Raw genomic sequence first — 19,304 nt, forward strand, 5'->3', positions numbered from 1 at the left:
GTGGAACCCACCCTGCACCGAGCCACTGACAACCCGGCGGGGCCCCGGACGGTCCGTCAGCCGATGTCAGTGCCGCCGCCTACGGTCGGTCGCATGGAGGAACGCTGGAGCACCGAACACGTCCTGTCCCTGGCACCTGACGCCGCCTCGCAGAAGGCCGCGGGCAAGCTGTCCGCGCCCGCGCCGTGGTCCGGCACCGGCACCGACGGCACCGCGCTGTGGGGCGAGTGCAAGGGCAGCGGCCGCACGCCGTACCGCACCGCGATCGAACTCGCCACGCCCGCCTACCAGTGCAGCTGCCCCAGCCGGAAGTTCCCGTGCAAGCACGCGCTCGGGCTCCTCCTGCTGTGGAGCGGAACCCCTCAGGCCGTCCCGGCCGGGAAGCCCGCCGACTGGGTGGCCGAATGGCTCACGTCCCGCCAGGAGCGCGCCGAGAAGCGCGTGAAGGAGCAGGTCGTCGATCCGGAGAGCGCCCGGCGCCGGGCCGAGCGGCGGGGCGCCCGGGTCGCGGCCGGCGCGGCCGAGCTGCGGCTGCGGCTGGCCGACCGGATCCGGCACGGCCTCGCCGACCGGTCCACCGCCGGGCCCTGGGAGGAGGTCGCCGCCCGGATGGTCGACGCACAGGCCCCCGGCCTGGCCGCCCGGGTCCGCGAACTGGACGCGCTGCCGCAGGAGCGGCTGCTGGAGGAGTACGCGATGCTGCACCTGCTCGCCACCGCCGCCACCCGGCTGGACGAACTGCCCGCCGAGCTGGCCGCCACCGTCCGCACCCGGGTCGGCTACACCGTGGAGAGCAACGAGGTGCTGGCCGGCCCGACCGTCCGCGACCGCTGGCTGGTGCTCGGCAGCCGCGACACCTCGGACGAGCGGCTCATCACCCGCCGGATCTGGCTGCGCGGCGCCAAGACCGGCCGCCCGGCGCTGCTGCTCTCCTTCGGCCGCACCGGCCAGGCCCCCGCCCTCGCCCTGCCCACCGGCCGCCTGGTGGAGGCCGACCTCGCCTACCACCCGGGCGCCCACCCGTTGCGCGCCACCCTCGGCGAGCGCTACGGCGCTCCCGAGCCGGGCCCCGCCGAACCGCCCGCCGGGCTCACCGTCGCCGAGGCGGTGGCCGGCTACGGCACCGCCGTCGCCGACGACCCGTGGCTGGAGAGCCGGCCGACCGTACTCGGCGACGTCGTCCCGGTCCGCACCCCGGACGGCTGGTTCCTGACGGACGGCCACCACACCGTGCCGGTCCGTGCCTCGACCGTCCCGGAGACGGCCCTGTGGCGGCTGGCCGCCGTCTCCACCGGCCGCCCGCTGACGGTCTTCGGCGAGTACGGCCACCAGGGCTTCGCCCCGGTCACGGCCTGGGCCGCCGGCCGACGCCCGGTCGGCCTCACCAACGCTTAGGGCGCGCCCCAGACACGCCCCAGACACGCCCCAGGAGAACCCGGCATGACGATCACCCAGGACCCGTGGGAGACCCTGCACACCAGCGCCCTGCTCGGCACCGACCGCCGCCCGCTCCCGGCCACCGCCCTGCCGCTCGCCGACGCCGTGGACCGGAGCGATCCGGCCACCGCCCTGCTGGAGCTGGCCGCGCTGGCCGCCGTCCGCCGCCGGGCCGGAGCGCTGCCCGTACCGGCCGCCGGGCCGCCCGGGCCGCCCGCGGCCGAGGACACCCGCCCGGAGCTGCCCGAGCCGGCCGCCCGCCGGCTGGCCGTCCTGCTCTCGGGGCGGGCCGGCAGCGGCGGCGGCACCCTGGCCAACCTGGCCGAGCTGCTGCCGCAGTGGCTCACCACCGCCCGGGCCCGGGGCCTGCGCCCGCCCGCCGCGCTGATACCCGGACTGCTCGACGCCGCCCGCGCCCGCAGCGAACTGCGCCCCGACGCCGTGGCCCTGGCCGGTCCGCCGGGCCGCTGGCTGGCCGAGCAGAACCCCGACTGGCGGTTCGTGCTGCGCACCGCCGCCCCCGACCTGCCGCAGCAGCCGACGGACGACCGGCTCTGGCACGAGGGCCTGTTCGCCGAACGGGTCACCCATCTCACGCTGCTGCGCCGGCGCGATCCGGCGGCCGGTCTGGAACTGCTGCGCGGCACCTGGTCGACCGAGCGCGCCGAGGACCGCCTGCTCTTCCTGGACGCCCTCCAGGACGGCCTCTCCCCCGCCGACGAACCGTTCCTGGAGGCCGCCCTCGGCGACCGCAGCAAGAACGTCCGGGCCACCGCCGCCGAACTGCTCTCCACCCTGCCCGGCTCGGCCCTGGCCCGCCGGATGGCCGAGCGGGCGCGGGCCGCCGTCCGGCTCGCCGGCACCGGCACGCATCTGCTGGTCACCCCGCCCGCCGAGTGCGACGCGCAGATGCAGCGCGACGGGATCGCGCCCAAGTCGCCCACCGGGCGCGGCGAACGGGCCTGGTGGTTCGGCGAGGTGGTGGCCGCCGCGCCGCTGTCGCTCTGGCCGGAGAGCACCGGGCTGACGCCCGAGCAGCTGCTTGCCCTGCGGGTCGGCGACAGCATCGACGAGACCAGCAGCAGCTGGGCCGACGACCTGCGGGAGGCCTGGGCGCGGGCCGCCGTCCGCCAGCAGGACGCCGACTGGGCGCGGGCGCTGCTCGGCCCGGCCCCGTCCGGGCGCGGTGCGCGGGCCCGTGCGGCGCGCGCCACCGGCGCACCGGCCAAGCTGCTGGCCGTCCTCCCGCCGGAGAAGCGGGCCGTCTGGACGGCGGCGTTCATCACGGCGCACGGGCTGGGCGAGGCCTTCCAGCTGCTCGGCGCCTGCGCCACCCCGTGGACGCCGCCGCTGTCCACGGCCGTGGTGACCGCCCTGGCCCGGGCGGCGGCCTCCGGGGCGTACCCGTGGAGCCACAGCGGGGTGCTCGGGATGACGGAGCGCGCGCTCGCCCCGGAGACGGCCGCCGCCGTGGAGGAGCTGGCCGCCGGGGCCGCCCCGGACTCCGCGTGGTCCGAGACCTTCGCCCGGCTGGCCGGCACCCTGCGCTTCCGGGCGGCGATGCTCGCGGAGCTGGCGGGCTGAGCCGGGGGCTGCCGGAGCCGACGGGCCGGCCCGGGGCTTTCCGGGGCTTTCCGGGCCCTGGAACGGCGGAGCGGGCCGGCCCCGGGGAGGGGCGGCCCGCTCGACGCGCGGTGGTTCAGCCGGCCCGCAGGTTCGACTCGACCCAGGCGACCACGTCGCGGGTCGGCGTGCCCGGGGTGAAGATGTCCGCGACACCCATCGCCTTGAGCTCGGCGATGTCCTCGTCCGGGATGATCCCGCCGCAGAAGACCTTGATGTCCTCCGCGTCGCGCTCCTTCAGCAGTTCCAGGACCCGCGCGCACAGCGTCATGTGGGCGCCGGAGAGGATGGACAGACCGATGCCGTCCGCGTCCTCCTGGATCGCGGTGTCGACGACCTGCTCGGGCGTCTGGTGCAGTCCGGTGTAGATGACCTCCATACCGGCGTCGCGCAGGGCGCGCGCGATGACCTTGGCACCACGGTCGTGACCGTCGAGCCCGGGCTTGGCGACCACCACACGGATCGGCCCCGACACACTCATGACTGCCTCCTGGACGTCGTCGTCCACCATCCGACCGGGCCTCGTGGGCCGCCGTCGCGGTTAACGGTCAATAACCAACCTGAGGGGAGGTTAGCGCCACCCGGCACGGTTGACCGTGCCACCTCCCAAGAGGAGGGCAAAGTCACAGCTCCGGCCCTTGCCGCCGGCGGGCCTGCCCATCCTCCCCGCAACCTCCGCACAGACCCCCCGGCCGCCCCCTTGACATCCGGAGGTTTTTCCGGGGCGTCGGCCAGGGAGCTACAGTCACCGCTGTCTTCCCCCGCCCGACGACGTCCGAGGCCCACCGAGGAGGCAGCCCCCGATGGCTCCCGATGCAGCCGCCCGTCCGACCCGCGCGGAGCTGCGCCTCGCCGCCCGCGAGCAGTCCCGTGCCCAGCGCCGCGGCGCCGCCAGGGCGGCCACCCGGACGGCGCTGCTGCGGGTCGCGCTGCCGTCGGTGGCCGCGCTCGGGGTGGCCGCGGCGGCGGCGATCACGGTGCAGGGGGAGGCCGACCAGCAGCGCACCCAGGCCGCCGGACAGGTGCCGCGAAGCGCGGCCGACAACGCCCCGGACACCACCGCCGCTCAGGTGGCGGCCCAGGCGGTCGCGGCCGGCGCGCCGACCCAGGCCTCGCGCGGCGACGCCCGCCTGCCGCTGGCCGGCGCCCAGCCCACCGAGGCCCCCACCGCGCAGCCCACCGCCGAGTCGGCGCCCGAGCCGGTCAGGCCCAAGGTGGTCATGCCGGTCGCCCGGCACGGTCTCGGCGAACAGTTCGGCGAGGCCGGCACCCACTGGGCCAACCGGCACACCGGCATCGACTTCCCGGTGGACGGCGGCTCCGAGGTCTACGCCGTGACGGACGGCACCCTGCGCACCCAGTGGAACCCGTTCTACGGCTACATGACGATCATCAAGATGCCCGACGGCACCGAGGCCTGGTACTGCCACCTGCGGGCGTACAAGGTGCGCAAGGGCCCGGTGAAGCAGGGCGACGTGATCGCCTTCGTCGGCACCAGCGGCAACAGCACCGGCCCGCACCTGCACTTCGAGATCCGGCCGCAGGGCAGCGGACCGATCGACCCGCTGCCCTGGTTCCTCGCGAACGGGCTGGACCCGCGCTGAGCCGCCCTACAGCTTCTCGACGGGCGCGTAGCGCAGCAGCAGCTGCTTGCGGCCCTCGGCGCCGAAGTCGACGGTGGCCTGCGCCCGGTCGCCGGCGCCCGTGACGGCCATCACCGTGCCCAGCCCGAAGCTGTCGTGGGTGACCCGGTCGCCGACCGCGAGCGAGACGGCCTCGCGCTCCACCGTCCGGCCGCCGCGCCGGGCCGACTGCCCCCAGCCCGCCTTCGGCGCGGCCGCCGTCGACGAGGACCGCGAACCGCCGCCCCCGGACGAGGACCTGCCCCAGGACGAGCCGGAGGAGAAGCCGCGCTGGACCGGCGCCTGCGCCGCCCCGGTGCGCTTCCACTCCACCAGCGTCTCCGGGATCTCCTCCAGGAACCGCGAGGCCGGGTTGTAGGCCGGCTGCCCCCAGGCGCTGCGCAGCACCGAGCGGGTCAGGTACAGCCGCTCGCGGGCCCGGGTGAGCCCGACGTACGCGAGCCGGCGCTCCTCCTCCAGCTCCTTGACCTGGTTGAGCGCCCGCATGTGCGGGAAGATCCCGTCCTCCATGCCGGTCAGGAAGACCACCGGGAACTCCAGGCCCTTGGCGGTGTGCAGGGTCATCATCGTGATGACACCCTGGCCGTTCTCGTCGTCGTCCGGGATCTGGTCGGAGTCGGCGACCAGCGCGACCCGCTCCAGGAAGTCGGCCAGCGAGCCGACCGGCGGTGTGCCCTCGGCGTCGCCGTCCGGCCGCTCGCCCGGGTCCTGCTCGTACTCCAGGGCGACGGAGGCGAGCTCCTGGAGGTTCTCCACCCGGGTCTCGTCCTGCGGGTCGGTCGACGCCTGGAGCTCGGCCAGGTAGCCGGTCTCCTCCAGGACGGCCTCCAGCACCGCCGCCGGGCCCGCGCCCGACTCGACGACCTGGCGCAGCCCGGCCATCAGGGTGTTGAACTTCTTAACGGCGTTGGCCGAGCGCGCGGCCATCCCGTAGGCCTCGTCGACCCGGACCAGCGCCCGGGCGAAGGAGATCCGCTCCCGCGCGGCCAGCGCGTCGATCATCGCCTCGGCCCGCTCGCCGATGCCGCGCTTGGGCACGTTGAGGATCCGGCGCAGCGGCACGGTGTCCTCCGGGTTGGAGAGCACCCGCAGGTACGCCAGGACGTCCCGGACCTCCTTGCGCTCGTAGAAGCGCACCCCGCCGACCACCTTGTACGGCAGGCCGACCCGGATGAACACCTCCTCGAACACGCGGGACTGGGCGTTGGTCCGGTAGAAGATCGCGACGTCGCCGGGCTTGGCCTCGCCGTTGTCGGTGAGCCGGTCGATCTCGTCGGCGATGAACTGGGCCTCGCCGTGCTCGTCGTCCGCGACGTAGCCGATGACCTTCTCGCCGTGATCGCCGGCCGTCCACAGCTTCTTCTCGCGGCGGTTGGCGTTGCGCTCGATGACGGCGTTGGCGGCGCTCAGGATGGTCTGGGTGGAGCGGTAGTTCTGCTCCAGCAGGATCGTGGTCGCGTTCGGGTAGTCCTCCTCGAACTGGAGGATGTTGCGGATGGTCGCGCCGCGGAAGGCGTAGATCGACTGGTCCGCGTCACCGACCACGCACAGCTCGGCCGGCGGCACCTCGGCGAGCCGCCCGGCCGCCGGGTTCACGAGGTCGCCGTCCGCGGTGCGCCTGGGCGCGGCCGCGACAGAGCCCCCGCTCAGCTCCCTGACCAGCATGTACTGGGCGTGGTTGGTGTCCTGGTACTCGTCGACCAGGATGTGCCGGAACCGGCGCCGGTAGTGCTCGGCGACGTCGGGGAAGGCCTGCAGCAGGTTCACCGTCGTCATGATGATGTCGTCGAAGTCCAGCGCGTTGGCCTCGCGCAGCCGCCGCTGGTAGAGCGCGTACGCCTCGGCGAGCTTCTTCTCCATCGGGTTGGCGGCCTGGTCGGCGAAGGTCTCCTCGTCGATCAGCTCGTTCTTGAGGTTGCTGACCTTCGCCGTGAAGGACTTCGGCGGGAACTGCTTCGGGTCCAGGTCGAGGTCCCGGCAGACCAGCGACATCAGCCGCTGCGAGTCCGCCGAGTCGTAGATCGAGAAGCTGGAGGTGAAGCCCAGCTGCTTGGACTCGCGGCGCAGGATGCGCACGCAGGCGCTGTGGAAGGTGGAGACCCACATCGCCCGGGCGCGCGGGCCGACCAGCGCCTCGACGCGCTCGCGCATCTCGCCGGCCGCCTTGTTGGTGAAGGTGATCGCCAGGATCTCCCCCGGCTGCACCCCGCGGGCGCCCAGCAGGTGGGCGATCCGGTGGGTCAGCACCCGGGTCTTGCCCGAGCCGGCGCCGGCCACGATCAGCAGCGGCGAGCCCGCGTGCAGCACCGCCTCGCGCTGCGGGTCGTTCATCCCCTCCAGCAGCTGCGCCGGGTCCACCACCGTCCGCGCGGCGCCGTTGCGGTACCAGGCGTCCCGCTCCGCCTCGGCGGAGTGGTCGGTCCCGAACAGCCCGTCCGGGATGGCCTCCTCGTACGCGTCGTACGGAACGTCGTCGTCGTACGGCGGGGGCTCCTCGTCGAGGGGAGCGGCGGGCTGCTTCGACCCGGCGGCGGGTGCCTCGAAACCGGGGAGCGGAAGGTCGTCAAAGAGGCTACTCATGGCACATCGAGTCTATGGCCACCCGCCGACAAGCCCGCCCGCCCCGGGCGACCGGGCCGTGCGGGCCGGTGCGGGCCGGTGCGGGCCGGTCGGACGGGCCCGCACCGGCCTTCGAGGGCGCCGGACGCCCCGGACCGGTCGCCGGGCGCCTCGGCCCCTCAGAGCCTCAGGGCCTCAGAGCCTCAGACCAGACGGCGGGCGGTGGCCCAGCGGGTCAGCTCGTGGCGGTTGCTCAGCTGGAGCTTGCGCAGCACCGCGGAGACGTGGCTCTCGACCGTCTTCACCGAGATGAAGAGCTGCTTGGCGATCTCCTTGTAGGCGTAGCCGCGGGCGATCAGCCGCAGGACCTCCCGCTCGCGCTGGGTGAGCCGGTCCAGGTCCTCGTCCACCGGCGGGGTGTCGGTGGCGGCGAAGGCGTCCAGCACGAAGCCGGCCAGCCGGGGCGAGAACACCGCGTCCCCGTCGGCGATCCGGAAGATCGCGTTCACCAGGTCGGTGCCGGTGATGGTCTTGGTGACGTAGCCGCGCGCGCCGCCGCGGATGACGCCGATGACGTCGTCGGCGGCGTCCGACACCGACAGCGCCAGGAACTTCACGCCCTCCCGTCGCTCGCCACCGCTCTTGTCCGAGGCGCCGCGCGCCGCGCCGCCCGACCCCTCGCCCATCACCCCGGCCGAGCGGCGCAGCACCTCGACGCCGCCGCCGCCCGGCAGGTGGACGTCGAGCAGCACCACGTCCGGCCTGGTCTCGGCGACCACGCGGACCGCCGAGTCCACGTCGTCGGCCTCGCCGACCACGTCGATGCCGGTCACCTCGGTACGGCCGATCTCGGCCCTGACCCCCGTCCGGAACATCCGGTGGTCGTCCACCAGCACGACCCGCGCAGTACGCTCCGGAGCTGCCTCAGTCATCCGCTCTCTCCATCTCCAACTCGACCTCGGTGCCGCCGCCCGCCGCCGGCCGCACCCGAGCGGTGCCGCCGTTGCGCTTCATCCGGCCGATGATCGACTCCCGTACGCCCATCCGGTCCTCGGGCACCGTGTCGGGGTCGAAGCCGGGGCCGTGGTCGCGGACGAACACCGACACCGTCCTCCCCTCCACCTCGGCGTAGACCTGGACCGGTCCCCCGCCACCGTACTTGGCCGCGTTGACGGTCGCCTCCCTCGCGGCCTGCATCTGTGCCGCGATCCTCTCGTCCATCGGGCAGTCGCCGACGATCACCAGCTCCACCGGGACGCCGTGCCGGTCCTCGACCTCGGCGACGGCGGCCCGCAGGCTCTCCGCCATGGTGTCCGGCGCGGCCTCGGCGGCGGCCTCCGGGCGGTACAGCCACAGCCGCAGCTCGCGCTCCTGCGAGCGGGCCAGCCGCAGCACCTCCTTGGGGTCCTCGGCCCGGCGCTGGATCAGGGTCAGGGTGTGCAGCACGGAGTCGTGGATGTGCGCGGCGATCTCGGCCCGCTCCTGGGCGCGGATGCGGGCCGTGCGCTCGGCCCCGAGGTCCTGCCAGAGTCGCAGTCCGTACGGGCCCAGCAGCACCAGCACGCCGGCCAGCACCGCGAGCGAGGCCTCGACCACCGAGCCGAGCGTGGAGCCACTGCCCTGCATGGCGAGCAGCGCGATGGTGCCGGCCACGGCGAGCAGCACGCCGGCGCCGACCCGGGTGTAGGCGCCGCGCCGCTTCTCGCCCTCCTCGATGCCGAACCAGCGCTGCCAGCGCGAGTCGTCGGCCTGCCGCCAGACCAGCGCCACGCCGACGCCGATCGCCAGCAGCGGCCAGGTGTACGGCTTGGCGGTCTGCAGGCCGAGCACGTTGAGCAGGGCGATCAGGCCGATCACCGTCATCACCAGGGCGGTGAGCTGGCCCAGGCCGCCCTGCCCGGCCTTGCCGGCCGGCGCCGCCTCCTCCCCCTCCGCGGGGGCGCCCACCGGCTCGCCCTGCAGGGTGTGCTGGAGCAGCCGGCGCATCCGGGCCACCCAGCCGCCGGCCTGGCCGCCCTTGCTCAGCAGGCCGCCCTGCAGCCCGGGCGAGGCCGGGACGAACACCCCGTTGACGTACACCCACTGGGCGCCGCCGCGCTGCGAGGGCTCGCCGATGCCGATCGGCACCACGAACCAGAACGCGGCGTACAGCAGGGCGCCGATCCCCTGCGCGAAGAACAGCACGACGAAGGCGATCCGCACCCACCGCACCGGCAGCCCGAGGTGCACCGCCAGGCCGTGCGCGACGCCGCCGAGCATCCGTCCCTGCGGGCTGCGGTAGAGCCGCCGGTAGGGCGGCCTCCCGTCGTCGGGCGCGCTCGGGTCGGCGCCGGCCGACGACGCGGCGTCGGGGGCGGTGGGTCGGGGATCGGTACCGGGGGCTGCCACGGCACCGATGGTTCCACGCGCGCGCCCACGGGCGCATCAGGGTGTGTCCCCATCGCGTATCAGGGACAAGTCAGGGTACGGACAGGGATCGACCCGGTTGGGCCGGGCCCGCCCCTGCCGGAAGGATGGTGCCCATGACCGAGGACCCCCGCATCGAGGAGGCCGGGCCCGCCGCCCCGCCGGAACCGGACCGCCCGCCACTGACCCGGGCCGAGCACCACCGCGTGGTGGCCGGCGTCTGCGGCGGCCTCGGCCGGCACCTGGACATCGACCCGGTGGTCTTCCGGATCGTCACGGTGGTGCTCTGCCTCTCCGGCGGCCTCGGGCTGTTCCTGTACGGCCTGGCCTGGCTGATCGTCCCGACCGACGACGAGTCCAAGGGCCGCGGCGGGCGCACCGAGCTCCAGCGGGTGCTCACCGGGCGGGTGGACGGCCAGTCGGTCGGAGCGGTGCTGCTGACCGTGATCGGCACCGGGGTGTTCTTCTCCTCGATGGGCGACGGGGACCAGATGTTCCCGCTGCTGCTGCTCGCCGCCCTGGTCTTCCTGGCGGTGCGCTACGACCCGGAGCGCCGCCGGGGCCGCGGCCGGGGGCGCGACCGCCGCGGCGGCGGGCCGTACGACCGCCACTTCCCGGGGTCCGACGGGTCCGAGGGCGCCGGGGTCACCGGGGTCACCGGGGTCACCGGGGTCACCGGCGGCGCGGCGGACGCCGGGAGCGCCGGGGCCTACCGCTGGCCGCGGCCGGAGCAGGACGAGTCCGCCCGGGCCGGAAAGGGCCCTGCCGACAGCCCGGCCCCCGGCGCCGGCGGCTACCTGTGGGACCCCCGCCACCCCGAGCGCAATCCGTACGGGGGCGGCTCCTCGGCCACCCCGCCCTTCGGCACCCCGACGCCGCCCTTCGGCACCCCGGTACCGCCGGCCGGTGGCCCGGCCCGGCCCTGGTGGCAGCGCGCCGACCTGCCGCAGGGCGACCCGCTGCGCAAGGAGCACCCCGGGCGGCGCCCCGCGCCCGCCGCCGTACGGCGCCCCCGGGAGCGCTCGGCGCTCGGCTTCTTCGGCTTCCTGCTGGCGGTCGGCGCGGGCGCCGCGGTCTGGGCCGCCTCCGCCGACTACCACGGCCCCACGGTGCTGGGTGCGACGGTGCTGGCCACCGCGCTGCTGGTGGTGGGCCTGACGCTGCTGGTCGGCGCGAAGTTCGGCCGGGCCCGCCGGCTGGCGGTGACCGGCCTGCTGCTCACTCTGGCCCTGGCCTTCGTCGGCCACTCGCCGGACTCCATGCGCAACGCCGTCGGCGATCGCGCCTGGACCGTCGCCTCGGCGACCGACCTGCGCGACCGGTACAACCTGGGCGCCGGGCAGATCAGGCTCGACCTCTCCGCGCTCGACCCGGCGGGGGCCACCCTCGCCACCAAGGTCGACCTCGGAACCGGCGACATGACGGTCACCGTGCCGGACGACATCACGGTGAACCTGGTGACCCGGATCGGCCTGGGCAACGTCACCGTCCCGGGCGAGCGGAGCGACGGCACGGGGCGGCACACCTACCTGATCGGCCCTGCCAACGGGCAGCCGGCCAAGGGGACCCTCAATCTCGAACTCGGAATCGGGCTCGGCAACATCAAGGTGGTCCAGCAGTGAGGAAGCACCGGCTCGACCTGTTCTCGCTGATCGCGGGCGCGCTGTTCACCGTACTCGCGGTGCTCTACCTGGTCGCGGCGCTCAACGACCAGTCGGTGAACGGGCGGATCGTCATCCCGGTCACCTTCATCGTGCTCGGTGTCGGCGGCCTGGCCGGCGCCGTCGCGGCGGTGGCCCGGCGCGACCGGCCCGACCGCGAGGAGTGAACGGCCGCGAGGAGTGAACGGCCGGGGCAGGCCCCCGGACGTCCCGCGCCGCGCCTGACCGGCCCTGGGCCCTCAGCTCTGCTGCGGGCCCAGGGCCAGCCGGTCCCCGTCCTTGCTGACGGCGTACTTGGGCAGCGGCTTGACCGCCGGCCCGTTGACCACCGCACCGGTCGCGGCGTCGAACCGGGAGCCGTGGCAGGGGCAGTACAGCTGACCGTTCTTCGGCGCGTCCACGGCGCAGCCGGAGTGGGTGCACACCGCGGAGAAGGCGCAGTACTGGCCGGCCTTGGGCTGGACGATGTAGACGGCGTCCCCGGTGGCCGGGTCCTTGACCTGGGCCGAGCCGCCGACCGGCACGCTCGCGGCGGGCACCGTGGGCGCCGTCGCCGGGGCGGCGGAGGCCGGGGCCGCGCCGGACGCGGCGGCGGAGGCCGGGGCGGCGGAGGCCGGGGCGGCGGAGGCCGGGGCCGCCGACGGCTCGGGCGCGGCCGACCTGTCCCGGCCGAAGGTCCGGGTCAGCGAGCCGGTGAGCAGCCCGGCCCCGCCGATCGCGACGGCCGCGATCCCGCCGTCCATCAGGGCCCGGCGCTTGACGTGGTCCTCGCCCAGCCCGCGCGCGCGGTCCCGTCCGGCCCGGCCGGCCAGGTAGCCGTCCACCGACAGGTACGGCGTGCCGGCCAGCAGCAGCGGCGTCCAGGCCATCAGGTAGGCCAGGTCGTTGCCGAGGTAGTACGGCGAGACGCTCCAGCTGACGGTCAGCCACAGGCTGAGGTTGAGCAGCGCGCCGCCGAGCGCGGCGACCCGGCCCCAGAGGCCGAGCAGGGTGCCCAGGCCCACCGCCAGCTCGCCGAAGGCGACGGCGAGCGCGAACAGGGTCGGGTGGTCGAGGGCGGGGCCGAGCAGGAAGGAGATCGGGCTGCCGCCCGCCTTGGCGGCCTGGGTCTGCGAGACGAAGGACGCCGGGTCGCCCACCCCGGCCAGGAAGTGGGCGTCGGAGAGCTTGTCGAGCGCGGCGTAGACGAAGGTGACGCCGAGGAAGAGCCGCAGGGGCAGCAGCGCGTACGTGGACGCGAGCGCCCGCAGTTGCGCCGCCCTGGCGGCCCGGCCGGCCGCGCCGCCACCGGCCGGCACCGAGTTGCTGGCCTCCGACATCCCTCACACCTTCCCTCGCCGCCTGCCAGTCCCTGACAGGTCCGGTCCGCATTCTGCCCGCTCCCGGCCGCTTTCGGTGGGAGGTCCTCCCGGAGAACGACGCCCGCACCGCAAACGGTCGCGCCGTCGCTCCCTCCAGTAGGGGAACGACGGCGCGACCGTTCAGGCATCGGCCTCAGGACGAAGTAGCGTCCCGGCGGCCGGCGGGAGTGATCACTCCCACTCGATGGTGCCCGGCGGCTTGCTGGTGACGTCGACGACGACGCGGTTCACGTCGCGGACCTCGTTGGTGATCCGGGTGGAGATCTTCGCCAGCACGTCGTACGGCAGGCGCGACCAGTCGGCCGTCATGGCGTCCTCGGACGAGACCGGGCGCAGCACGATCGGGTGGCCGTAGGTGCGGCCGTCGCCCTGCACGCCCACGCTGCGGACGTCGGCGAGCAGCACGACCGGGCACTGCCAGATCTCGCGGTCCAGACCGGCCGCGGTCAGCTCCTCGCGGGCGATCGCGTCGGCGTCGCGGAGCAGGTCCAGACGCTCCTTGGTGACCTCACCGACGATCCGGATGCCCAGGCCCGGGCCCGGGAACGGCTGGCGCTGGACGATCTCCTCCGGCAGGCCCAGCTCCTGGCCGACCATCCGGACCTCGTCCTTGAACAGCTTGCGCAGCGGCTCCACCAGCTGGAACTGGAGGTCCTCGGGCAGGCCGCCGACGTTGTGGTGGGACTTGATGTTGGCGGTGCCGGTGCCGCCACCGGACTCCACCACGTCCGGGTACAGGGTGCCCTGGACCAGGAAGTCGACCGACTCGCCCTGCTCGCCGGCCTCGGCGACGATCTCGGCCTGGGCCTGCTCGAAGACCCGGATGAACTCCCGGCCGATGATCTTGCGCTTCTCCTCGGGGTCGGTGACCCCCTTCAGCGCGTTCAGGAAGCGCTCGGCGGCGTCGACGACCTTCAGCTGGACGCCGGTGGCGGCCACGAAGTCCTTCTCGACCTGCTCGGTCTCGCCCTTGCGCATCAGGCCGTGGTCGACGTAGACGCAGGTCAGCCGGTCGCCGATGGCCTTGTTGACCAGGGCGGCCGCGACCGCGGAGTCCACGCCGCCGGACAGGCCGCAGATCGCGCGCTTGTCGCCGACCTGCTCGCGGATCAGGGCGATCTGCTCGTCGACCACGCTGCCGGTGGTCCAGGTCGGGGCGATGCCGGCGCCGCGGTAGAGGAAGTGCTCCAGGACCTGCTGGCCGTGGTCGGAGTGCAGCACCTCGGGGTGGTACTGGACGCCGTAGAGCCGGGCCTCGTCGTTCTCGAAGGCCGCGACCGGGACCAGGTCGGTGGAGGCGGTGACGGCGAAGCCCTCCGGGGCGGCGGAGCAGGCATCGCCGTGCGACATCCACACCGAGTGCTGCGCCGGGACGCCCTCGAACAGGGTGGAGCCGGTGCGGGAGACGGTCAGCGGGGTACGGCCGTACTCGCGGGCGCCGTTGTTGTCGACGGTGCCACCGAGGCTCTTGGCCATCAGCTGGAAGCCGTAGCACATGCCGAAGACCGGGACACCGGCCTCGAAGATCGCGCGGTCGATCTGCGGCGCGCCGTCTTCGTAGACCGACGAGGGGCCACCGGAGAGGATGATCGCCTTGGGGTTCTTGGCGAGCATCTCGGCGACCGGCATGCTGCTCGGCACGATCTCGCTGTAGACCCGCGCCTCACGCACCCGACGGGCGATGAGCTGGGCGTACTGGGCGCCGAAGTCGACCACCAGGACGGGGTCGTTGTCCGGCGCGGACTGGACGGGAATTGCAGAGGACACAGACGGCCTTCCGGCAGCGGTATCGAGGTGTCACGCGTGGCCGCCTCCCCGGCGGGACTGCGGCTGCGGCGGACGGTGTGGGGTGTCTGGACACCGATTCTACCGGGCTGTCCGGTTTCACTCGTCTGCCCGTCCAATGAACCGTGACCGGGCGGGGCCGCGGTTCGTTGCTTCTGACGAACGTACGGCCGCGCCGCGTCCGCCAGACGCGCCGCCCGCCCCCGCGGGGGAACCGTACGGCAGCAGGACCACGCGTGGAGCTCCACCCCAGTCCACCGGCGCACGTGGTGCCGCCGCCCGGCCCGCCGGGCGCGCGGCTCCGTGGGACCGTGCGCGGGTGCCGCGGCCGGCGAGCAGGGGACAGCGACCCCGGCCGCGACTGGGCCGAGAGGTGGGACGGCCGGAGTCCGGGGACGCCCGGGACCGGCCGTCGCACCCCCGGTCCGTTCCGGTGCGCGCCCGGGCGCACTCCCCCGTCCACCTCGTGCCGCTACGCGCGTCCCCGTGCGCCACAACCATCCGAACCACTACGCACCGTGATCATCGACGGCGGCCCCGTCGGGAAATGCCCTGTGCCGAACTGTGCCGAACCGGTTGCAGAGCGAGCCCCTCGTCCAGCACGATGCTCGTTGTAAGCGGTTCTCCCGGCGCCTCACGGCCCACCGAGGAGGCCCGCGACGGCATTCTCCGCAGCCGCGCCGCAGGGCGGTGGCAGCGATTGTCAGTTCACGCTCCGTGAGCGTGGGACCGGCGCAGACCTGCGTGCCGACCCGCCGCGCACGGAGGTGCGCGCCCCGCACGGCCGGCCACCCACGCCGGAGCCGCGCGGCGCACCCCGAAGCCGACCGACACGACGGCGCTCCTCCCCCGGCGCCGTCACCCCAGCACCGGCGCGGCCCTGACGCCGAGTGCTGAACGACAAAGGGCCCCGTTCCCCCGCGGGGCCCTTTGCCCTTTCCCCGTGCTCCCGGCCTCCGGCACCGCGCTCCCGGTCTCCGGCAGCGCGACGGCCGCCCGGGTCAGGGGTGCTTGCGCCAGACGCTCGGGTCGACCGGCTCCTCGGCCGGAGGCGACGGCAGCGCGCCGGGCACCGGCGCCCCGCCGGCCGGGGTGGGCCACTCCTCGTGCGAGTCGAGCACCTCGCTCACACCGGCCCCGGAGGCGAACGGCGCGTCCTGCGGCACGACGGCCCGCGCCGGATCGCCGTACCCCGGCACCGGACCGCCCTGCTGCGCCGGAACACCGTGCGGCGGCGTCGCGTACGGCACCTGCGGCGGCACCGTCGCCGGGTGCGGCGCGGCACCCTGGGCACGGGCGAACGGGGACTCGGCGTACGGCACCGCGCCGTTCGGCGCGCCCGCGCCCCGGTCGCGGACGGCCACCAGCAGCGGCGGCACCAGCAGGGCGCCGACCAGCGCCCAGAGGGCGTTGGCCACCAGCGTGCCCAGGAACACCAGCCCGGCCGAGGACTCCTGCGAGAACTCCATCCGGGCGGTCTCGGTCCAGCCCGTCATGGACGTGGTCTCCACCAACCGCGCCCCGGAGAGCGCCATCAGCAGGGTGAGCGCCCCGGCGTGCAGGGCCGCCAGGCGCAGCCGGTCGGTCGCGTCCAGGCGCCGCCGGTACGCCGCCCAGCCGAGCACGCCCGCCGCGACGAGCGCGGCCAGGCCGGCCCAGCGCCAGTCGGCGCCCAGGTCCCGCAGGTCGAGGAAGGAGAACTCGGTGTCGTTGCTGCGGTCGCGCCACGAGCCGCCGCCGTCACCGGACAGACCGGTGTGCGTCCGGAAGCCCGCCCCCGAGCCGAAGCCGAGCAGACCGAGGCCGAGGTTGGGCAGGAAGGCCAGCGAGACCCCGGTCAACGCCCCGTCGTCGCTGTTCAGCGACACCAGCAGGAAGGCCGCCACCGAGGACAGCCCCACCGAGACCGCGAGCGCCTGGCCGGCGGTCAGCGCGGCCACCGCCCAGCCACGCACCGAGCGGCTGCGCCAGGCCGCCCAGCGCAGCGCGTCGGTGCCGTACACCAGGAAGGTCAGCAGGGCGGCCGGCACCACGGTCCAGGCGACCGCCTCCAGCCAGCCGGAGTCCGCGGTGACCAGCAGCTCCGGCTTCCCTCGGGAGTCGAAGTAGTCGGACTTCACGCCGCGGCCGTCCGGGCTCCAGTCCGTACCGCCGACCAGGCCGAGCGCCAGGCTCACCGCCGCGAGGACCGCCGCGGTGCGCATCGCCTCGGCGGCGGCCTGGCCCCGGGTCAGCTGGCCCTCGGCCGCCTTGCGCCGGCGCAGCCCGGCCCGCAGGCCGAGCCAGAGCGCCAGGCACCACAGGACCGTGACGGTCATCGGCAGCACCCGGACGGTCTCGGTCCAGCCGTCCGGGCCCCGGCCCACCGAGCTCTGGTAGGCGAGCCGGAACGGCGCGCCGAGCGCGTTCAGGGTCATCGACAGCATCGCACCGAAGCGCTCGCCGAAGCCGGGCGCCTCGAACCGGTACTGGTACTGGTAGTCGCTCGGGACCGCCGCGACCAGCGCCACGGCCAGCAGGACGAGGGTCGGCGCGACGGCCGCCCTGGCCGCCGGGCGCCAGTCCGCGGCCGTCAGCAGACGCTGGAGGGCGGGCTGCCTGTCGTACGACTGCCCGGCACCCCAGCTGCCCAGGGCGGGCGGGCCCGCAGCCGCGGGCCCGTACCCCGGCTGCGGCCCGTACCCGGGCGGCGGCACTGGCGGCGGAACGGACGGCGGGGCCGGGGGCGCGAACGGCCGGCCGCACGACCCGCAGGCGGGCGCCCCCTCCTCCGAAGTCGCCCCGCACGATGCGCAGTTGGCCATGGCCCGCACTCCCCCCGCTCGACGAGTTCCTGGCCGCCCCAGGGAGCCCGTTTATCCCATCGGACCCGAACGGCTGTCAACCGGGAACCGGCGCAGGCGGATTGGCCCGCCGAACCGGCTTCAGCCGCGCTTCTTCGGGACCTCCGGGACGGGCAGCAGCGGCAGCCGCAGCGCGCCGAACGCGCCCTCGGGCACGGCCGGCCGCACCGGCGCCACCGCCGCGACCCGCCGGTACTCCTCGCCCTGGGCCGGGCGCGGGTCCGCCTCGCCCTTGTTCGGCCACATCGACAGGGCGCGCTCGGCCTGCGCCGTGATGGTGAGCGAGGGGTTGACACCCAGGTTGGCGGACACGGCCGAACCGTCCACCACGCTGATCCCCGGGTAGCCGTACAGCCGGTGGTACGGGTCCACCACGCCGGTCCCGGGGGCGTCGCCGATCGGGCAGCCGCCCAGGAAGTGCGCCGTCATCGGGATGTCGAAGATCTCGCCGACGGTGCTGCCGGGGAAGCCGTTGATCTCGTCGGCCAGCGCCTGGGCGCCGCGCTCGGCCGCCGGGATCCAGGTCGGGTTGGGCTCGCCGTGGCCCTGGGCGGAGGTGAGCCGGGCCTTGCCGAGCGGGCCCTTCCTCAGCGAGACGGTGATCGAGTTGTCGAGCGACTGCATCACCAGGCCGATGATCGTCTTCTCGGACCAGCCGCGCTGGTTCATCGAGCGGGCGAAGGTCACCGGGTGGAGCGCCGAGTTGCCCAGGTAGCGCAGCCAGCGCGGGAGCGTTCCGCCGCCCCTGACCTGGGCGATGGACAGTGCGCCCATCGCGTTGGAGCCCTTGCCGTAGCGGACCGGCTCGATGTGGGTGTTGGCGTCCGGGTGGATCGAGGAGGTGATCGCCACGCCCTTGGTGAAGTCCGCCTTGGCGCCGTAGCGCCGGTCGGTGGTCTGCGCCCCCACCAGGGCCTCGGAGTTGGTCCGGGTCAGCTCGCCCAGCCGCTCCGAGATCCGGGGCAGGTGGCCGCCGTCCCGCATCCGGTGCAGCAGCGACTGGGTGCCGTAGGTGCCGGCCGCGACGACCACCCGGGCCGCGGTGATGGTCCGCGCGCCCGCCTTCACCCGGTCGGTCTTCGAACGCGCGTCGGTGCGGCGCACGTCCACGGCGAAGCCCCGGTCCCCGTCGGCCCCGCCGATCTCCCGGATCCGGGCCACCGTGGTGAGCGGGTGGATCTCCGCGCCGCCCTTCTCGGCCAGGTACAGGTAGTTCTCGGTGAGCATGTTCTTGGCGCCGTGCCGGCAGCCGGTCATGCACTCGCCGCACTCCACGCAGGCCTTGCGGGCCGGGCCGGCGCCGCCGAAGTACGGGTCGGCCACCTCGCCCCCCGGGGCCGCCTTGGCCGCGCCTCCCCCGGACTCCGTCCGGGAGCTGCCCCCGGCGTCCTCGCCGTCGCCGAAGAAGACCCCGACCGGCGCCATGTGGAAGGTGTCGCCGACGCCCATCCGCTCGGCGGCCGCCTTGAGGTGGACGTCGGACGGGGTGAGGGTCGGGTTGAGCCGGACCCCGAGCATCCGCTGCGCCTGGTCGTAGAACGGCGCCAACTCCTGCTGCCAGTCGGTGATGTGGCGCCACTGACGGTCCTCGAAGAAGGCCTTCGGCGGCACGTACAGGGTGTTGGCGTAGTTCAGCGAGCCGCCGCCGACCCCGGCGCCGGCCAGGATCAGCACGTTGGCCAGCAGGTGGATGCGCTGGATGCCGTACAGCCCGAGCCGCGGCGCCCACAGGTAGTTCGGCAGGTCCCAGGAGTTCCTGGGCAGTTCGTCCCGGTCGAAGCGCCGCCCGGCCTCCAGGACGGCGACCCGGTAGCCCTTCTCGGTCAGCCGCAGCGCCGCGACCGAACCGCCGAAGCCGGACCCGACCACCACCACGTCGTAGTCGAACTCCGCCGCACCGCCGGACTGCACCATCTGCCACCGCTCCTTCGCCGGGTGAACCTGTCTGTGGGGCGGCGGGCCGCGCCCGCGCGCGCTGCGGGGCCC

At 74.8% G+C, this 19,304-nt stretch carries 12 protein-coding genes and 3 pseudogenes; 5 read left to right on the forward strand and 10 right to left on the reverse strand.

Going from position 1 to position 19,304, the window contains the following annotated elements; genetic code table 11:
• Positions 1-93 precede the first annotated feature (93 nt).
• The gene (locus ACWGJO_RS29260; RefSeq protein WP_452188240.1) at positions 94-1,395 is read left to right on the forward strand and encodes an SWIM zinc finger family protein; all 1,302 of its coding nucleotides are present in this window, start codon (positions 94-96) and stop codon (positions 1,393-1,395) included.
• A 45-nt stretch (positions 1,396-1,440) separates the two neighbouring features.
• A complete protein-coding gene (locus tag ACWGJO_RS29265) occupies positions 1,441-3,021 on the forward strand; it encodes a DUF5691 domain-containing protein (RefSeq protein ID WP_452188241.1) in 1,581 nt (526 codons plus the stop codon).
• Positions 3,022-3,136: 115 nt separating this feature from the next.
• Here ACWGJO_RS29265 and ACWGJO_RS29270 read toward each other — a convergent pair whose 3' ends face one another.
• Entirely contained in the window at positions 3,137-3,541 is a 405-nt protein-coding gene (locus ACWGJO_RS29270) for a cobalamin B12-binding domain-containing protein (protein WP_224285525.1), read from the reverse strand.
• 322 nt (positions 3,542-3,863) lie between these two features.
• On the opposite strand from ACWGJO_RS29270, the gene ACWGJO_RS29275 reads away from it, so the two are divergent.
• Entirely contained in the window at positions 3,864-4,664 is an 801-nt protein-coding gene (locus tag ACWGJO_RS29275) for a M23 family metallopeptidase (protein ID WP_452188243.1), read from the forward strand.
• Positions 4,665-4,670: 6 nt separating this feature from the next.
• Here ACWGJO_RS29275 and pcrA read toward each other — a convergent pair whose 3' ends face one another.
• The 4 genes and pseudogenes from pcrA to ACWGJO_RS29295 all read right to left on the reverse strand — a co-directional run bounded on the left by pcrA (position 4,671) and on the right by ACWGJO_RS29295 (position 9,521).
• The gene (gene pcrA, locus ACWGJO_RS29280) at positions 4,671-7,283 is read right to left on the reverse strand and encodes a DNA helicase PcrA (RefSeq protein WP_452188245.1); all 2,613 of its coding nucleotides are present in this window, start codon (positions 7,281-7,283) and stop codon (positions 4,671-4,673) included.
• Between the two features lie 182 nt (positions 7,284-7,465).
• Positions 7,466-7,879, reverse strand: a pseudogene (locus ACWGJO_RS29285) (LuxR C-terminal-related transcriptional regulator); the annotation flags it as partial.
• 71 nt (positions 7,880-7,950) lie between these two features.
• Positions 7,951-8,194 (reverse strand): annotated as a pseudogene (locus ACWGJO_RS29290) (response regulator); the annotation flags it as partial.
• Positions 8,187-9,521, reverse strand: a complete 1,335-nt coding sequence (locus ACWGJO_RS29295; RefSeq protein WP_452188255.1) for an ATP-binding protein — start codon at positions 9,519-9,521, stop codon at positions 8,187-8,189. The gene ACWGJO_RS29295 and the pseudogene ACWGJO_RS29290, both read right to left, overlap by 8 nt.
• A gap of 263 nt (positions 9,522-9,784) precedes the next feature.
• Here ACWGJO_RS29295 and ACWGJO_RS29300 point away from each other — a divergent pair, with 263 nt between their 5' ends.
• Both ACWGJO_RS29300 and ACWGJO_RS29305 read left to right on the forward strand, forming a co-directional pair.
• Positions 9,785-11,290, forward strand: coding sequence for a PspC domain-containing protein (locus tag ACWGJO_RS29300; protein WP_452188247.1), 1,506 nt, complete (start codon positions 9,785-9,787; stop codon positions 11,288-11,290).
• Positions 11,287-11,496 (forward strand): hypothetical protein, encoded by a 210-nt coding sequence (locus tag ACWGJO_RS29305; RefSeq protein WP_452188249.1) that lies wholly within the window; start codon positions 11,287-11,289, stop codon positions 11,494-11,496. Before ACWGJO_RS29300 ends, ACWGJO_RS29305 begins: the two co-directional genes overlap by 4 nt.
• A gap of 72 nt (positions 11,497-11,568) precedes the next feature.
• On the opposite strand, the gene ACWGJO_RS29310 is transcribed toward ACWGJO_RS29305, so the two are convergent.
• From ACWGJO_RS29310 to ACWGJO_RS29330, 5 genes and pseudogenes are all read right to left on the reverse strand, one after another.
• On the reverse strand, positions 11,569-12,072 hold the full coding sequence (locus tag ACWGJO_RS29310; RefSeq protein ID WP_452188257.1) for a QcrA and Rieske domain-containing protein: 504 nt from the start codon (positions 12,070-12,072) through the stop codon (positions 11,569-11,571).
• Between the two features lie 42 nt (positions 12,073-12,114).
• A pseudogene (locus tag ACWGJO_RS29315) lies at positions 12,115-12,648 on the reverse strand (DoxX family membrane protein); the annotation flags it as partial.
• A 213-nt stretch (positions 12,649-12,861) separates the two neighbouring features.
• Complete coding sequence (gene guaA / locus ACWGJO_RS29320) at positions 12,862-14,457, reverse strand: glutamine-hydrolyzing GMP synthase (protein ID WP_380548910.1); 1,596 nt, start codon at positions 14,455-14,457, stop codon at positions 12,862-12,864.
• A 1,019-nt stretch (positions 14,458-15,476) separates the two neighbouring features.
• Positions 15,477-17,171, reverse strand: coding sequence for a hypothetical protein (locus ACWGJO_RS29325; RefSeq protein WP_452188251.1), 1,695 nt, complete (start codon positions 17,169-17,171; stop codon positions 15,477-15,479).
• 228 nt (positions 17,172-17,399) lie between these two features.
• Positions 17,400-19,232, reverse strand: a complete 1,833-nt coding sequence (locus tag ACWGJO_RS29330; RefSeq protein ID WP_452188253.1) for a GMC oxidoreductase — start codon at positions 19,230-19,232, stop codon at positions 17,400-17,402.
• Positions 19,233-19,304 lie beyond the last annotated feature (72 nt).

This window comes from Kitasatospora sp. NPDC054795 (assembly GCF_053611565.1).

Coding starts and splice junctions, on each gene's coding strand:
- ACWGJO_RS29260 (WP_452188240.1), top strand. CDS start 94: ATGGAGGAACGCTGGAGCACCGAACACGTCCTGTCCCTGGCACCTGAC.
- ACWGJO_RS29265 (WP_452188241.1), top strand. CDS start 1,441: ATGACGATCACCCAGGACCCGTGGGAGACCCTGCACACCAGCGCCCTG.
- ACWGJO_RS29270 (WP_224285525.1), bottom strand. CDS start 3,541: ATGAGTGTGTCGGGGCCGATCCGTGTGGTGGTCGCCAAGCCCGGGCTC.
- ACWGJO_RS29275 (WP_452188243.1), top strand. CDS start 3,864: ATGGCTCCCGATGCAGCCGCCCGTCCGACCCGCGCGGAGCTGCGCCTC.
- pcrA (WP_452188245.1), bottom strand. CDS start 7,283: ATGAGTAGCCTCTTTGACGACCTTCCGCTCCCCGGTTTCGAGGCACCC.
- ACWGJO_RS29295 (WP_452188255.1), bottom strand. CDS start 9,521: ATGCTCGGCGGCGTCGCGCACGGCCTGGCGGTGCACCTCGGGCTGCCG.
- ACWGJO_RS29300 (WP_452188247.1), top strand. CDS start 9,785: ATGACCGAGGACCCCCGCATCGAGGAGGCCGGGCCCGCCGCCCCGCCG.
- ACWGJO_RS29310 (WP_452188257.1), bottom strand. CDS start 12,072: ATGGACGGCGGGATCGCGGCCGTCGCGATCGGCGGGGCCGGGCTGCTC.
- ACWGJO_RS29330 (WP_452188253.1), bottom strand. CDS start 19,232: ATGGTGCAGTCCGGCGGTGCGGCGGAGTTCGACTACGACGTGGTGGTG.